Below are 15,775 nucleotides of genomic sequence, written 5' to 3' on the forward strand. Positions count from 1 at the left end.
GGCGTTGAACCACTTCCAAGGTTATTTCACATAGGGTGGGCGCATCATCCAACAATGTTCGGAGAAAGCGTGATCCTTCGCTCCTCCAAGAGGCGACCGAAGGCCTCCGACTTCAGATAGTTCAACTCTTCCACCCGGCTCTCCACGGCGGGATCGAGCCCTCGCAACTCATCGTCAGCATATCCTGGGTGACACATGACGACAGGCTTCGACGCCAGCCTTGAGAACCCGTCCTCGAAAACGCGGCTCGCCGGAACCGAGAGATCGAGCGGAGCAAAGCCCGAGAAGCCGTCATTGGTGTGGAAGCCTGCCGCATAGGCACTTCGGGCAAAGCCCAGTGCGAGCGCCTTCACAACAAGAGCCTTGCCGCGCCCGACGGGGCGACGCAGGATCGCCGCGGCCTTGTCCGTTGGATCGCGCAGCCAGATGCGCCCGGCATACCCCCTTTCCTTCAGAATCCCGAGGAGGAGAGGCCTGATGACCGGAAGCACATGGACGTGCTGATGCCCGTCGACGAATGCCGGCGGCCTGCCATGGATGTCCACGAAGGCGTCGAGCTGACATCCGATCTCCCGGGCGATCTCATCCGCCGGGAGCTGCCGTCTCACGGCTCCAGCCAGCAGTTCCTTCAGAGGCGGAAACGCGCCCGCCGGCGCAACACGCGGCATGGCGCTCAGAGGCGAGCCCGTCGTGAGGTTCAGGTGAAGACCGACGGCAATCCTGTCCTCCAAAGCCCTCAGGTCGGGCGCCGCCCGGCGCCAGCCGGGCATGTTGGTCATCGCTCCCGTTGCGGAAAGACGGCCGATTTCCGCAAGCTCCACGATGCCCCGGCTCACGCCGTCGCTCAGGCCGAAATCATCGGCGCAAAGCACAACGGAATGGGGCGGACGCATGAATCACTCTTATAATCGGGTTTGCCGCACCCTAATCCTCTTGAGCAAAGCTGCAAACTCGGCTCTTGATGCGGCCCGACAATCAAGGGTTCCTCCAGTGGCGTCGCCTAAGCTCAGCGTCATCATCCCGGTCCACAACGAGAGCGCCAATATCGCGCCTCTGTGCGAGCGCCTTCTTCCCGTGCTCGACCGGATCACGTCCGCCTGGGAGGTGGTGTTCGTCGACGACGGCAGCCGGGACGACACCCTGGACATCATCAAGGGCATCGGCCGGGGCGAGCCGCGGATCGGAGCCGTCTCCTTCAGCCGCAATTTCGGCAAGGAGATTGCCATTGCGGCAGGGCTCGACCACGCCACGGGCGACGCGGTGGTGATCATGGATGCCGACCTGCAGCATCCCCCTGAGATGATCGAGGCCTTCGTGGAGCGCTGGCGGGCGGGCTATATGATGGTCTACGGCCAGCGCACGGACCGGACCGACGAGACCCGGGTCAAGCGCGGCTTCGCCCAACTGTTCTACCAGCTGTTCTCCCGCTTCGGCGAGATCCCCCTGCCGGAAGGCGCGGGCGATTTCCGCCTCATCGACCGCAAGGGGGTCGACGTTCTGAGGACCCTCGGCGAGCGGGCGCGCTTCTCGAAGGGTCTCTATGCCTGGATCGGCTTCAAGGCCACGGGCGTGCCCTTCGTGGTGGAGGAGCGCCGCCACGGCGCCACCAAATGGAGCTTCCGAAAGCTCGTTCGCTTCGCCTTCGACGGCATCGCCGCGTTCTCCACCGTGCCGCTGCGGGTGTGGACCTATATCGGCTTCCTGATCTCGTTCCTGGCGATCGCCACCGCCGTGTTCTTCACGGTGCGGACGCTCCTGTTCGGCACGGACCTTCCCGGCTTCCCGAGCCTGATCGTCTCCGTCATGTTCTTTTCCGGCATCCAGCTCATGTCGCTCGGCATCGTCGGCGAGTATGTGGGCCGCATCTTCGCCGAGGTGAAGCGGCGGCCGCTCTATGTGGTGGCCGAGCGGATCGGCGGCGCGGCGGAGGTGTCAAGCGACCTCGTTCCCGATCACTTCCGACTGCGCCGGGCCTGACCGATGTTCCGAAAGATTCTCTCCGTCGGCGGCTGGACCCTGGTCTCCCGTCTCACCGGCTTCATCCGCGACGTGGTTCTGGCAGCCGTGATGGGCGTGGGGCCGATAGCGGACGCCTTCGTGGTCGCCTCCCGCATCCCGAACCACTTCCGGGCCATCTTCAGCGAGGGCGCCTTCAACAGCGCCTTCCTGCCCGCCTATGCGCGGGTTCTCGAGACGGAAGGCGCCTCCCCGGCCCGGTCCTTTGCCAGCCGCATCAGCACCCTGATGCTGATCGTCCAGGTCGTGCTGCTGGCGCTTGCCCTTGTGGCCATGCCGGTGGTGGTGACGCTGCTCGCCCCAGGCTTTTCGGACGATCCGGCCAAATTCGACCTGGCGGTGACGCTGACCCGCATCACCTTCCCGTATCTGCTCTTCGTCACCCTGGTGACGATCCTGTCCGCGATCCTCAACGCCCATGAGCGTTTCGCTGCGGCAGCGGCGGCGCCCGTGCTGCTCAACGTGTCCGTGGTGGCGGCGCTGGCCCTCGCCTTCCTGTTCCCGAATGCCGGGCATGCGGCCGCCTGGGGCGTCACCGTCGCGGGCGTTCTCGAACTGCTGCTGGTCTGGGTTGCGGCCAGGAGGCTCGGCGTTGCACCCAGCCTCGAGGCCCCGCGCCTGGATCCGGCCATGAGGCGCTTCTTCAAGACCCTGGGACCGGCCGTGATCGGCTCGGCGGGCGTGCAGCTGGCCATGTTCGCCGACACGATCATCGCCTCCTTCCTGCCCACGGGAGCCGTGGCGTCGCTCTATTATGCCGACCGGATCTACCAGCTGCCGCTGGGTGTGATCGGGATTGCGGCCGGCACCGTGCTGCTGCCCGAGATGAGCCGCCGCATCGCCGCGGGCGACCCTGCGGGTGCGCACGGGGCCCAGAACCGGGCGGCGGGCCTGACGCTTGCGCTGGCCGCCCCCTTCGTCGTGGCCTTCATCACTCTGCCCGACCTCATCATGTCGGCCCTGTTCCAGCGCGGCGCTTTCGATGCAGCCGCAGCCCAGCGCTCCGGTGCGGTGCTGGCCGCCTATGCGGTCGGCCTGCCGGCAGCGGTCCTGATCCGTTCCGCCGTTGCCAGCTTCTACGCCCGCTCGGACACCGTGACGCCGCTCATCGCCTCGCTCTCGGCGGTCGCGGTCAACGTGGCCCTGAAGATCGTTCTCACCGGCCCTTATGGCGTCGTCGGCCTGTCGCTTGCCACCGCCATCGGCATCTGGGTCAATCTCGGCCTTCTGGTGCTCCTGGCTGTTCGCAGGAACTGGATGGACCCAAGCGGCACCCTTGGCCGCACCGCCGCGGCCGTTGCGGTGGCAAGCCTGCTTCTGGCGGCGTTCGCCTGGTATGCGCCCATGCCCCTGGAGGGCTGGACGGCGCTCCTGCCCGCCTGGCGCAACGAGGCTCTGCTAGCAGCTCTCGGCGCGAGCGGCGCCCTGATTTATGGCGGCGCGCTGCTGGCCGGGCTCAAGGCACTCGGCGTCAGGCTGCAGCGCCGCTGAGCTATCGGAAGGTGAACAGCTCACGTTCCGTCGCAATGCCCCGCAGCCGGTGACGGCCGAGAGACCGGACAGGCACGGGGCTCACGGACGCCACGTTGTCGGATAGCACTACCGCGCAGTCGAGGGTGTTGCAGAGCGCCTCCATGCGGCTTGCCTCGTTCACGGCGGGCCCGATCACCGTAAAGTCGAGGCGGCCGGCGGCTCCGATATTGCCGTAGAAGACGTCGCCGCAATGCAGCGCGATATCGAGGCTCAAGGGCGTCTCGCCGGCATGGAGCCGGTTCACGGCATCGTTGCGCTCTAGCGCCGCCTCGGCTGCTCGGATCGCCGCCGCGCAGGCGCTCTCGCGGGAGCGCTCTTCCGTGATCGGGAAAGCCGCCAGAAGACCGTCGCCCAGGAACTTGAGCACCTCGCCCCCCTGCTCCGCCACCGGGTCCGCCATGGCCTCGAGATGGTGGTCGAGCCGGGCGATCAGATCCTGTCCGGCCGTGTCGGCTAGGGAGGTGAAGCCCCTGAGATCGGCAAACAGCAGGGCCGCCGTGATCGTCGTGCCGATCCCGCGCCGGATTTCGCCGCTGAGCACCCGCCGACCCGCCGAGAGGCCCACATAGGTGTCGAGCATCGTCACCGTGAGGTCGAAGAGGGTGATGCGGTAGGCAGCCAACCCCAGGAGGGGCAAAAGCCCATCGATCCGGGCCACCTCCTCCGGCCGGAAGCCCTCGGGCCGGCTGCAGGAGAAAGAGATCCCGATGCCCCGCAGGTCCGGGGCGCTCGCGTTCTCGAAGCTGAAGAGGCGCGCCAGGTAATCCGTGCCGCCTTCACGCTTCACATCCTTGAAGACGCCGAACCGCTCCGCCTCCGGGCCGTCGACCCGCCAGTAGCAGCCTGTCTGCTCGGTTCGCATCATATAGGCGAAGGGGCTCAGCTCGAAGGCGTCGGCGTTGCGCTCGTGCGACACGCCTTCCACCACCGTGCCGGCCGAGCGGGTCCAGACATGGGTGTAGACGCGGATCGTCGGGTTGACGGTCGGCAGCGCCAGATACACCCGGACCAGAGGAACGCCCTCTGCCGTCAGCCGCTCCACGAAGCCGGAGAGCAGCGACGCCAGATCGGACCCGCGCAGGCCCTGTTCGATGATCCAGTCCTCGAGATTCGCCATGAGGCGCAGTCTAGCATTCCGCCGAGGAATGTCTCGGTGGGATCGGGAAGCCGGCTACCGGCTCGCGTGGCGCGAGGCTCCGCCCGTCCCAGCGATCTCCGTGAGGAGCTTGCGCCGCGCGGCGATCGCGAAGGGCCGGGTCTCGTCCGCGATCTCCACGAAGGAGCCGGGGCCGCCGATGACGTTCTGACCGTAGTAATCCTCGAGGGACATGCCGCCGGGCCCTCCCGGGCGGCCGCTGCCGGGGCGGCGGATGGCAAGCGCATTGATGGTGAAGCCCTTGGCCAAGGCGTCCGCTCTTGCCTGTTCCAGGGGCCTGCCGTTCATGTTGGGTCCATCGCCCGACACGTCGATGACCTTGCGGGTGCCCTCATGGGCGTTGCCTTCGACCAAGCGCACGGAAAAGTCGATGGCGTTGGAGATGGAGTTGTAGCCGGTGGCGCCACGGGGAGCGGCTATGAGCTTGTCGGCAAAAACCTTGGCGCTCGCCCCGTCGCGGATCACATGCCAGTCGACGATGAGCACCTGCGAGCTCGGACCGCCCCATTCCATATAGGCGACCGCAATGGCCCCGACGGGACCGTCCTTGATGCCGTTCAGCACGTCCTGGCTGGTGAGCGCATCGGCCCATCCTTTTCGCTGAAGCCGCAGTTCCTCGGTGTCGATGGAACCCGAGCCGTCCGCCGCGAAGACCAGTTCCAGGTCGACGGATTCGGCCTGGGCCGAGGCCGTCAGGAGGCTGAGGGCAAGGAGGCTTCTAAGGGCAAGGCGCATCGCGGTCTCCAGCGTTGGGCACAATGCTGGAGCCATTTAGGGCGCGGAGCGGCAGAAGCTGCGGTTCTGCCGGATCACAAAGTTGTTGGACCCCTTCTCGCGCCGTTCCTTACCGGAGCGTATCGATGGGAAACCACATGCTGAGGGTGTGGGTGGATCCCCTTCCCTCGCTGACGCTCGCCGGGGATGACAGCGGAGCGCTGGCCTTGTGGCGCTGACCTTGGTGTCATTCCCGGCCGCAGCGAAGCGGAGGGGAGGGAATCCATACCGCAGGATACGCAGGTGGATCCCCTCTCCTCGCCTTGGCTCGCCAGGGGCGACGGAGTGGCTTACCGAGCCTTCAGCAGATCCGCCACGTCGAGCAGAACGAACTCGTTGTCGTCCTGCTTCGTGGGCTCGCGGCTCGATGAGAAGGGCAGATTGTTGTCGTTGCCGACGATGATGTGCCGCTCGTCGACCACCTCCACGTTCTCGATGGTGAAGAACGGGAAGGTCAGAACCGTGTCGTTGAGGGGCTTCTTCGCCTTCTTGTTCGGATCGGCGATCTGCATCAGGTCGATGTAGCCGATCTTGCGAACCGGATTGCCCACATTGGCATCCGACAGCTCGATCTTCACGATCCGCTTGAACTTCGCAGGCTCCTGGAAGCAGTCGGGGCGCTTCTGCCCCTGAGGACATGCCTTGTCGGCGGTGCCCTCGCCGTTGTCGCGCTCGATAATGAGGCCCGTGGTGCCGTCGATCATGTTGAAGTCGCCGATGGCAAGCCCGTTCTGGTCGAGCACGTATTTCCAGTGGCGGCCGGTCCACTTCTCCTGGGCCACATCGAATTCGAGGATTCGCAGGTACTCACGGCCGTCCACGGCTTCCCACTGCTTTCTCTCGGCATCCCAGACCGGGCCTTCGAGCAGGGCGTAGAGGAACTTGCCGTCCTTGGAGGCCGCCATGCCCTCATAGCCCTTCGAGCGGCGCACCGTGAAATTGACGGAGCCGGTGGGAACGGCGGGCGTCGTCACGGCATAATGGTCGGGCGAGCGGGCAGGCTTGCCGTCGACCAGGGTCTCGTAAACCGCCTCGATCCTGCCGGAGCGGTCGGCCTTGATCAGGAAAGGCCCGAACTCGTCCGCAATCCAGATCTTGTCGCCGACCGGCTGGAAGCTCTCGATGTCGAAGTCGGATCCGGTGAGGTAGCGCTTGTCGGTGGCCTCGTTGGCGATGCGGAACGGAACCCGCTTGTCCGGATCGTGCAGGAAGACCGTCTCGAGGCGCTCGACCGTGCCGCCGGCCCAATCGAGGCGGTGACGGTTGAGGTACAGCATCGAGTCGGGGGACGTGGCCTTGGAGCCGAAGCCGTTGTCGGTGATCACCCAGAAGGTTCCGTCTCCGACCGACTTGATGCCCGAATGGCCCTGGAGAGGCTGACCGCGGAAGGGCAGCTTCACGCCGGTCGGTCGGTCGCCCGACGTGCCCTCGACGGTTCCAAGAGCCTCGACGCGCTTGCCCGTGGTGAACTTGCCCGAAACCTTGAGATCGGCGGGAGCATCCGCAGGCGCATCGACGAAGCTTTGCGCCGGAAGAACCGCGTGACCGGCGAGCAGGGCGGGGAATTGCTGCTGGGCGAGAGCGCTCGTTCCGAGCAGCAGGGACAGCGGCAGAGCCGCGAGAAGACGGACAGACATCCAAGAACCTCTTTGCTTCTGTAAGCAAGGCTGCTCTTGCAGGAGCCCAATGTCTGTCCGTTGACGGTTTGATGACGGCTGTCTGACAGCCGCGTCCTACTCTGCGTTATGCCGCCTTGCTGATGCTCTGGCCATGAGCGAAGGCCCAGTAGAGTTCGCGGGCGCGGCGATAGAACGGCCCCGGCTGCAGGTCCCTGGCATCGATGCGCAGCACCGGCATGACCTTGGAGTAGTTGCCCGAGATGAAGATCTCGTCGGCGCCCGCGAAATCCTCATAGCGCAGGGTGCTCTCGACCACGCTCACGCCGTCGTCGCGCAGCAGCTGCATCACGCGCTGGCGGGTGATGCCGTTCAGGAACGTGCCGTTCGCATAGGGCGTGTAGACCACGCCGTCCTTTGCCATGAACACGTTGGAGGTGGCCGTCTCGGCCACGTTGCCCAAGGCGTCGCAGACAAGAGCGTTATCGAAGCCCTTCTCCTTCGCCTCGCGGAGCACCCGGGCGTTGTTGGGATAAAGGGCGCCGGCCTTCGCGTCGGTGGGCATGGATTCGAGCGTCGGGCGGCGGAAGCTCGACTTCATCACCGAGAGGCCGCCGGGCACCGGCATGGGTGCTTCGAACAGGGAAAGGCAGAACTGGGTGGATTCCGGGTCCGGCGCGATGGTGGCAAGGCCCTCGGCCTCGCCCCAATACATGGGCTTCACATAAAGCGCGGTGTTCGGAGCAAACTTCTTCACGCCCTCGCGCACCAGTTCCACGATGGCCTGAGGTTCCATGGTGGGCTTGAGGCCGATGGTGAGCGCCGAGCGGTTCACGCGCTCGCAATGCCGGTCGAGATCGGGCGCCACACCTTCGAACACCCGCGCCCCGTCGAACACGGAGGAGCCAAGCCAGGACACGTGGGAACGGGGTCCGATCAGGGGCGGATTGCCCTCGTGCCACTCGCCGTTGAACCAGTTCCAGGTCTGTGAATACCAAGCCACGTGACTGCATCCTTATGGGTCAGAAGATCTGCCCTATCGAAACCCCTGCGCCTGCAGCCGTCAATCGCTTGACCCTTCGTCAAGTCATAAAGACTTGTGATGATTTCCATGATGCAGGCTGATCATTAGACGGATTGCCACCGGAAGGCCGGAGTGAGAAGCTTGCGGCATGGCGCTTCCTGCGATCACTGCTCCCGAGACGAAGGCCGTCATCTTCGACGCCTACGGCACCCTGTTCGACGTGCATTCGGCCGTTGCCCGCCATATGGACAAGGTCGGACCCGATGCGGCGCGCTTTTCGGAGGTCTGGCGCTCGAAACAACTCGAATATTCCTGGGTGCTGTCGCTGGCCGGCCGCTATGAGCCCTTCTGGACCCTGACCGAGCGGGCTCTCGATTTTGCCTTCGCTCGATTCCCGGACATCGACCCTTCGCTCAGGCAGCCCCTGCTTGAAGCGTACCGCACCCTCGACGCCTATCCGGAGGTGCGGGGGACGCTCCGCGCCTTGCGCTCGCGAGGCCTGCGCACCGGCATCCTGTCGAACGGCGATCCGGGCATGTTGAACGCAGCGGTCGGATCCGCCGGCCTTGCCGGCGATCTCGACGCGGTGCTGTCGGTGGATGCGGCACGGGTGTTCAAGACCAGCCCGCGCACCTACGCACTCGTGCTGCAGGCCCTTTCCGTCGATGCGGACGAGGTGGTGTTCGTGTCGTCCAACCGATGGGACATCGCCGGCGCTGCCGCCTTCGGGTTCACCCCCGTCTGGGTGAACCGCCTCGGGCTTCCGGACGAGTACCCGGAGTTCGCGCCTGGCGCGGTTGTTCCGTCGCTCCACCTGCTGGTTTGAAGCACTCCACTGCTGTTCCGGGCTCCGCTACGCGGTTCCGGAACGACAGTGGAGTTCAAAGACTACTTCGACAGGGCCGCCAGGATGCGGGCCCACGAACGCGTGCCCTTGTGGAAGCTCTTGAGGTCGTATTTCTCGTTGGGGGAATGGATGCGGTCGTCGTCGAGGCCGAATCCGACGAAGAGCGTGTCGAGGCCGAGGGTGCGCTTGAAGTCGCCGCCGACCGGGATGGAGCCGCCCATGCCGATCACGATGGGATCCTTCTGCCACTCGTCATGGAGCGCGGCCTTCGCGGCGGTGATGGCCGGGAAGTCGTGCGGCAGGGCCAGCGCCCGCGAGCCCTTGTGCTTGATGAACTCCACCGAGCAGTCGGACGGAATGCGCTCGCGCACGAAAGCCTGGAAGTTCGCCGCGATCTTTTCCGGGTCCTGGTCGCCCACAAGGCGGAACGACACCTTGCAGCTGGCCTCCGACGCGATCACCGTCTTGGTGCCTTCGCCCGTATAGCCACCGATGATGCCGTTCACGTCGCAGGTCGGCCGGGACTGGATCTGCTCGATGAGCATGCGGCCCTTCTCGCCGGCGGACTTCTTGAGACCGACCTGGCCCAGGAACTCCTCCTCCGTGAGGTTCAGCCCCCTCCACTGATCGAGAACCTGGGTGGGGGTTTCGGGCACGCCCTCATAGAACTCCGGGATCGTGATGCGGCCGTTGTCGTCGTGAATGGCCGCAATGATCCTCGAGAGCACGTGGATGGGGTTCTGGGCCGCGCCGCCGAAACTGCCCGAATGCAGGTCGCGGTCGGCGCAGCGGACGATCACTTCCTGGTAGACCATGCCGCGCAAGGAAGACGTGATGGCAGGCGTGTCCTGGTCCCACATGCCGGTGTCGCAGACGAGCGCCACATCGGCCTTCAGCTCGTCCTTGTTGGCCGCGATGAATTCAGGCAGGAACTTGGAGCCGTCCTCCTCCGCGCCTTCGACCAGGAAGGTAACCGTAATGGGCAGCGAGCCTGTCTCCGCCTTCCAGGCGCGGCAGGCCTCCACGAAGGTCATCACCTGCCCCTTGTCGTCCGAGGAGCCGCGGGCGCTGATGACCTTCCGGCCATCGGGAAGCGTGGCGATCTTGGGCTCGAAGGGCGGCGTCTCCCACAGTTCCAGCGGATCGACCGGCTGCACGTCGTAGTGCCCGTAGAAGAGCACGTGCAGCTTCGCCTCGCCCTGGGCATGGCCCACCACGGCCGGATGGCCGCCCGTCTCGCGCAACGACGCCTCGATGCCGATGCTTTTGAGCTCGTCGACAAGCCACTGCCCGGCCGTGCGGCAATAGTCCTTGTAAGCAGGATCCGTGGAGATCGACGGAACTTCGAGCCACTGGAACAGACGCTCCAGGGAGGAGTCGAGGTCGGAGTCGATACGCTGCAGAACTTGGTCGAGATGGGACATGGGAAACATCTGCCTTGTGGAGGAGGTTCCCCAAGAGGTACTCCCATCACGCCGTTGATCGCAAGCACGGGATTGCGGCTCAGGATGAGACTAAAGGCTTCGTCATGTAGACACGCCGGAAGCCCTTCTCCTGCGCCCGATGGGTCTCTGCAAAGCCCAGGCGCTCATAAAGACGGATGTTCTCGATCATGGCCTCGTTCGTGTAGAGCCGAATGGCCTTGAAGCCGCGCTCGATGGAGATCCTCTCCGCAAAAGCGATCAGCGCACGTCCATAGCCGCGTCCCTGCATATCCGGATGGACGGCCACATTGTCGAGGAGCATGGCTTCGTCTTCTGGCAGAAGAACCAGCATTCCGGCGAGCTTACTCCCGCTGAAAAGAACATGGACGCACCGCTTCTCGATAAGAGCGGAATAATCGTCGATCATCGGTCCCGGCTTTTGACCGATGAGCGGAATGTACCCTGCATAGGCGACGGCGGCGAGCGCCTCGACGGCGGCAAGATCCTCGGGAGAGGCCGGGCGAATGTCGAGCATTGTCAACAACAAACAGGTTGTCGGATGTCGCTTACCGCCTCAGCAATCCCCCGAGAGTTCCGCGCACGATGGCGCGGCCGATGGAGCTGCCCTGGCGGCCGCCGATGGATTTGCCGATTTCCGCCGCGAGGTTGCCGACCGTCTGGTTGACGATGGTGCGCGTGACCTCGCGCGTCACGCGCTGTCCGACCGTCATGGAGCCCTTGCGTTGGGTGCCCGCGCCAAAGAGGCCGCCGAGCATGTCGAGGATTCCGCCCCCGCCCTCCGCAGCCTTGGCGTCGGTGGCTGCCTGTTCCGCGCGCTTGGCCAGCATCTCGTAGGCCGATTCCGGATCGACGGCCTGGTCGTATTTTCCCCGCATGGGGCTTGCGGCCAGAATCTGCTGGCGCTCGGAGGCATCGATGGGACCCACCTGGGCCATGGGCGGCGCGATCAGGGTGCGCTCCACCATGGATGGCGCGCCCTTGCCCTCAAGGGTCGAGACCAGGGCCTCGCCGACGCCGAGCTGGGTGATGGCCTTCTCGGTGTCGAAGCCCGGGTTCTGGTGGAAGGTCTGGGCCGCCACGCGCACGGCCTTCTGCTCGCGGGGCGTATAGGCGCGCAGGGCGTGCTGGACCCGGTTGCCGAGCTGCGCCAGAACGCTCTCGGGAACATCGACCGGGTTCTGCGTGATGAAATAGACCCCGACGCCTTTCGAGCGGATGAGCCGCACGACGCGCTCCACCGTCTCGACCAGAGCCTCGGGGGCGTCGCTGAAGAGCAGATGCGCCTCATCGAAGAAAAAGACGAGCTTGGGCTGATCCACGTCGCCCACTTCCGGCAGCTCCTCGAACAGCTCCGACATCAGCCACAGGAGGAAGGTGGCGTAGAGGCGCGGATTGCCCATCAGCTTGTCCGCCGCCAGGATGTTGACGACGCCGCGCCCGTCGCGATCCGTGCGCATCAGGTCCTTGATGTCGAGGGCAGGCTCCCCCAGGAACTCGTCGCCCTGCTGGTTCTCCAGCACCAGAAGCTGGCGCTGGATCGTCCCGATGGTGGCTTTCGACACGTTGCCGTAAGCGGTCGTCAGCTCGCCGGCATTCTCGGCGATCAGCTGGAGCAATGCGCGCAGGTCTTTCAGGTCGAGCAGCAGGAGCCCCTGCTCGTCGGCGATGCGGAAGGCGATGTTGAGCACGCCCTCCTGCGTGTCGTTCAGATCGAGCAAGCGGGAGAGCAGCAGCGGCCCCATCTCGGAGATGGTGGCGCGCACCCGGTGCCCCTGCTCGCCGAACAGGTCCCAGAACACCACGGGGAACTTGTCGGGCACGTACTCGACGCCGATGTCCTTGGCCCGCTTGACGAGGGGCTCCTTGCCGTTGCCGGGCGCGGCCATGCCGGAGAGGTCGCCCTTGATGTCGGCGGCGAAGACCGGAACGCCCGCGTTGGAAAACCCTTCCGCCAGCACCTGAAGCGATACGGTCTTGCCGGTGCCGGTAGCCCCCGTGATCAGCCCATGGCGATTGGCGAGCCTCAGATCGAGATATTCCGGCTTTGTGCTTTTGCCGATGAAGATCTTCCCGTCCGCGAGCATCGTGTGTCTCCAGGTTACCTTTAAGGATCTTAGACGCCTTGTGGCGAGTTTCCACTCTCGAGCTTCTTGATTTAATAGTTTAGCACTGAACTATCCGTTCCATCGCAGCCCCAGGAGAATCACATGGAAGAACTCATCACCCGCGTGACGCAGAAGACCGGCCTCGATCAGGCGACGGCCCGCAAGGCCATCGGGCTGATCCTCGGCTACCTGCAGAAGGAAGGGCCGCAGAACGAGGTCAACCAGCTTATCGAGGCGATGCCGGGCGCCATGGACGCCATCGAGCAGGCCAAGACCGGCGCCAGCGGCGGCATGATGGGTATGATGGGCTCCATGGGCGGCGGCGTGATGGCGCTGGGCGGCCAGCTCATGGGCGCAGGCGTTTCCATGGGCCAGATGCAGCCGCTGGGCAAGGAGCTGTTCGCCTATGGCCGCGAGAAGGCTGGCGAGGACGTGATGGGCCCTATCGTCGGCTCGATCCCCGGCCTGTCGCAGTTCGTCTGACCGTAGCGCATACCGCCATCCCGGGGCTGCGGAGCAGAACCCGGGATGGCTTGACCCTTGTGGCGCCGGAACCCTCCTCTCCCACAAGGTAGAGGGAAGCACGCGCGTTTCCTTAGAGCGATCCCGGATCGCCAGACGGCACCCGAGGCGACAGCTCGCCTGCAATGACCTCGCCCTTTAGGGCATTCCCACCGCCCGCCCGACCCGTTATCGTCCCGGGCATTCACGCTGCCTTCTCCCGACGGGATAACCCATGGACGATCTGACCCTAGCCTCCGATTTCCCATCCGCCACCCGGGAGCAGTGGCTCGCGCTGGTCGAGGGCGTGCTGAAGGGTGCTGATTTCCAGAAGAAGCTCGTCGGGCGCAGTCACGACGGCATCCCGGTCCAGCCGCTTTATCAGAAAGCGGAAGAAGCCTCGCCGGTCGCTCGCGAGCAGGCCGGGCGCTGGCGGGTATCGCAGCGGATCGACCACCCCGATCCGGCGAAGGCCAATGAACTCGCCCTCCTCGACCTTGAAGGCGGCGCGGATGCGCTGACCCTGGTGACCCACAAGGCGCCGGCATCCCGTGGGTTCGGTGTGCGGATCGGCTCCATCGAGGATCTCGACCGGGCGCTTTCCGGCGTCATGCTCGATCTTATCCACCTGCGGGTCGATGCCGGTGGCCATGGCCGCCAACTCGCAGCCCTGACGCTCGCCCTCGCTCAGCGGCGCGGACACCCGCTGTCCGATCTCTCCCTTGATCTCGGTCTGGATCCCGTGGGCGCCATGGCGGCTCAGGGCCGGATGTCGGCGTCCTGGGATGCTGTGGCGCAGCGCATGGGCGACACCCTCGGCCTTCTCGCCGACCAGGGATTCCACGGCCGTGCGTTCCTGGCGGATGGGCGCGTCTATCATGAGGCGGGCGCCAGCGAGGCGCAGGAACTCGCGGCCGTTTTGGCCACGGGCTTGAGCTATCTGCGCGCCCTGGAGTCCCAGGGCCATTCGCTCGATGCGGCGCGCAGCGCGCTCGCCTTCCTGCTCGTCGCCGATGCGGACGAGTTCTTCACTGTCGCCAAGCTGCGGGCGCTGCGCCGGCTCTGGGCGAGGGTCGAGCAGGCCTGTGGCCTCACCCCGAAGCCGATCCGGCTTCATGCCGAGACCGCCTGGCGCATGACCACGCGGCGGAACCCTTGGGTGAACATGCTGCGCACCACGATCGCGGCCTTCTCGGCCGGCATCGGCGGAGTGGATGCGGTCACGGTGCTGCCCTTCACGGCAGCGCTCGGACTGCCCGACGCCTTTGCCCGCAGGGTGGCGCGCAACACGCAGGCCATCCTGCTCGACGAGGCCAATCTGGCCCGCGTGGCCGATCCGGCCGCCGGCGCGGGCGGGTTCGAGGCGCTGACCGATGCGCTCTGCGAAAAGGCCTGGGGGTTGTTCCAGGAGATCGAGCGCGAAGGGGGCATCCTGGAAAGCCTGAAGAACGGCGCCTTGCAGGCCCGCGTCGCCGCCGTGCGCGCACAGCGGGAGAAGGCAATCGCCACTAGGAAGGAGCCGATCACCGGCACGAGCGAGTTCCCGAACATCCACGAGGCGCCCGTTGCCGTGCTGCTGCCGATCCCGGAGCCGGCGAAGGGCGCCGAAGCGCCACCGCCCTCCTCCGCGCCTGCGGCGGAGACCTCGTTCCCGTCTCTCGTCCGGATGGCGGCAGACGGAGCAGGCCTGTCCCAGCTCGCCGGCACCGCGTCCGGTCCCTCGCCCGTGGCCGTCGCGGCCCTCCCCTCCAGCCGCACTGCCGAAGCCTTCGAGCGCCTGCGCGATCTCTCCGATGCCTATCTGGCCAGGACCGGCGCCCGACCGAAGGTGTTTCTCGCCAATTTGGGGCCGATCTCAGCTTTCACGGCGCGCGCCGGCTTTGCCAAGAACCTCTTCGAGGCCGGTGGGATCGAAGCCCTCATGAACGACGGCTTTTCCGATCAGGAGACGCTTCGGCACGCTTATCTCGCCAGCGGGGCGGCGCTGTCCTGCATCTGCTCGACGGACGAGATCTACCGCACGCATGCAGCCCAGACGGCGGAAACCCTGCGGGGTGCCGGATCGCGCCTCATCCATCTGGCCGGACGCCCGGGCGACATGGAAGGCGAGCTCACCCGCGCCGGGATCACGGCCTTCGTCTATGCCGGATGCGACACCCTGGAGGTTTTGAATCGGGCGCTTGAAAAGGCCTGCTCCTGAGCATTGCTGTCCGTGCGCTCCGCGGCTTAACGCCATAGGAACAAGCCCCAAAACCTTCACGTTGTTTCATCCAATTCACCGCAGGTGATGGAGTGTTCAATGCGAATGACAACCTGGCTTGGGGCAGCGGCGGCAGCCATCGCGTTTGCCTCGCAGGCCCAAGCACAAACAAACCGTTTCGACGGCAACTGGAGCGTGGAAGTGGTGACTGAGCAGGGCGCTTGCGACCGCGCTTACCGCTACCCGGTGATCGTCCAGAACGGCCAAGCCCGTTACGGCGGCCCGGAAAGCTTCAACGTGAACGGTCAGGTCCGGTCGAACGGCGCCGTCGCCGCCAGCATCTCGCGTGGCCAGGACCGTGCCAACGTGACGGGGCAGTTGTCCGGCAATACCGGCCGCGGCACCTGGACGACTTCCGGCGGGCGGGTCTGCTCCGGCTACTGGAACGCCGAAAAGCGGGGCTGACGGCCCCTACGATGCTCCGATAGCCTCCCGCAAGCGGATGCCCTAGAATGAGGCTCAATTCGATCTGTACCATTCGGCAAGGGCGTCCGTTTC

General features: G+C 65.6%; 14 protein-coding genes. 6 read left to right on the forward strand and 8 right to left on the reverse strand.

Features of this window, described 5'->3' with window-relative positions:
* Positions 1 to 44: 44 nt before the first annotated feature.
* The gene (locus JKG68_RS19340) at positions 45 to 893 is read right to left on the reverse strand and encodes a ChbG/HpnK family deacetylase (RefSeq protein WP_202062821.1); all 849 of its coding nucleotides are present in this window, start codon (positions 891 to 893) and stop codon (positions 45 to 47) included.
* Positions 894 to 990: 97 nt separating this feature from the next.
* Between JKG68_RS19340 and JKG68_RS19345 the strand changes: the two genes are divergently transcribed.
* A complete protein-coding gene (locus JKG68_RS19345) occupies positions 991 to 1,977 on the forward strand; it encodes a glycosyltransferase family 2 protein (RefSeq protein WP_312890875.1) in 987 nt (328 codons plus the stop codon).
* A gap of 3 nt (positions 1,978 to 1,980) precedes the next feature.
* On the forward strand, positions 1,981 to 3,507 hold the full coding sequence (murJ, locus tag JKG68_RS19350; RefSeq protein WP_202062825.1) for a murein biosynthesis integral membrane protein MurJ: 1,527 nt from the start codon (positions 1,981 to 1,983) through the stop codon (positions 3,505 to 3,507).
* Position 3,508: 1 nt separating this feature from the next.
* On the opposite strand, the gene JKG68_RS19355 is transcribed toward murJ, so the two are convergent.
* From JKG68_RS19355 to JKG68_RS19370, 4 genes are all read right to left on the reverse strand, one after another.
* A complete protein-coding gene (locus JKG68_RS19355) occupies positions 3,509 to 4,666 on the reverse strand; it encodes an adenylate/guanylate cyclase domain-containing protein (RefSeq protein WP_202062827.1) in 1,158 nt (385 codons plus the stop codon).
* A 54-nt stretch (positions 4,667 to 4,720) separates the two neighbouring features.
* Positions 4,721 to 5,440, reverse strand: coding sequence for a DUF1194 domain-containing protein (locus JKG68_RS19360; protein WP_202062829.1), 720 nt, complete (start codon positions 5,438 to 5,440; stop codon positions 4,721 to 4,723).
* A gap of 329 nt (positions 5,441 to 5,769) precedes the next feature.
* On the reverse strand, positions 5,770 to 7,116 hold the full coding sequence (locus JKG68_RS19365) for an esterase-like activity of phytase family protein (protein WP_202062831.1): 1,347 nt from the start codon (positions 7,114 to 7,116) through the stop codon (positions 5,770 to 5,772).
* 106 nt (positions 7,117 to 7,222) lie between these two features.
* A complete protein-coding gene (locus JKG68_RS19370; RefSeq protein ID WP_202062833.1) occupies positions 7,223 to 8,098 on the reverse strand; it encodes a branched-chain amino acid aminotransferase in 876 nt (291 codons plus the stop codon).
* 169 nt (positions 8,099 to 8,267) lie between these two features.
* Between JKG68_RS19370 and JKG68_RS19375 the strand changes: the two genes are divergently transcribed.
* Positions 8,268 to 8,945, forward strand: a complete 678-nt coding sequence (locus JKG68_RS19375; protein ID WP_202062835.1) for a haloacid dehalogenase type II — start codon at positions 8,268 to 8,270, stop codon at positions 8,943 to 8,945.
* Positions 8,946 to 9,007: 62 nt separating this feature from the next.
* Here the strand turns inward: JKG68_RS19375 and JKG68_RS19380 are convergent, their stop codons facing one another.
* The 3 genes from JKG68_RS19380 to JKG68_RS19390 form a co-directional block, all read right to left on the reverse strand.
* Entirely contained in the window at positions 9,008 to 10,390 is a 1,383-nt protein-coding gene (locus JKG68_RS19380; RefSeq protein ID WP_202062837.1) for a M20/M25/M40 family metallo-hydrolase, read from the reverse strand.
* 79 nt (positions 10,391 to 10,469) lie between these two features.
* Entirely contained in the window at positions 10,470 to 10,925 is a 456-nt protein-coding gene (locus tag JKG68_RS19385) for a GNAT family N-acetyltransferase (protein ID WP_202062839.1), read from the reverse strand.
* 31 nt (positions 10,926 to 10,956) lie between these two features.
* A complete protein-coding gene (locus tag JKG68_RS19390; protein ID WP_202062841.1) occupies positions 10,957 to 12,495 on the reverse strand; it encodes a helicase HerA-like domain-containing protein in 1,539 nt (512 codons plus the stop codon).
* A 123-nt stretch (positions 12,496 to 12,618) separates the two neighbouring features.
* On the opposite strand from JKG68_RS19390, the gene JKG68_RS19395 reads away from it, so the two are divergent.
* The 3 genes from JKG68_RS19395 to JKG68_RS19405 all read left to right on the forward strand — a co-directional run bounded on the left by JKG68_RS19395 (position 12,619) and on the right by JKG68_RS19405 (position 15,682).
* A complete protein-coding gene (locus JKG68_RS19395; protein ID WP_202062843.1) occupies positions 12,619 to 12,999 on the forward strand; it encodes a DUF2267 domain-containing protein in 381 nt (126 codons plus the stop codon).
* 253 nt (positions 13,000 to 13,252) lie between these two features.
* Complete coding sequence (locus tag JKG68_RS19400; RefSeq protein ID WP_202062845.1) at positions 13,253 to 15,217, forward strand: methylmalonyl-CoA mutase subunit beta; 1,965 nt, start codon at positions 13,253 to 13,255, stop codon at positions 15,215 to 15,217.
* 99 nt (positions 15,218 to 15,316) lie between these two features.
* The gene (locus JKG68_RS19405) at positions 15,317 to 15,682 is read left to right on the forward strand and encodes a hypothetical protein (RefSeq protein WP_202062847.1); all 366 of its coding nucleotides are present in this window, start codon (positions 15,317 to 15,319) and stop codon (positions 15,680 to 15,682) included.
* Positions 15,683 to 15,775: the final 93 nt, after the last annotated feature.

It is taken from the genome of Microvirga aerilata, assembly GCF_016743775.1.
GTDB lineage: Bacteria > Pseudomonadota > Alphaproteobacteria > Rhizobiales > Beijerinckiaceae > Microvirga > Microvirga aerilata.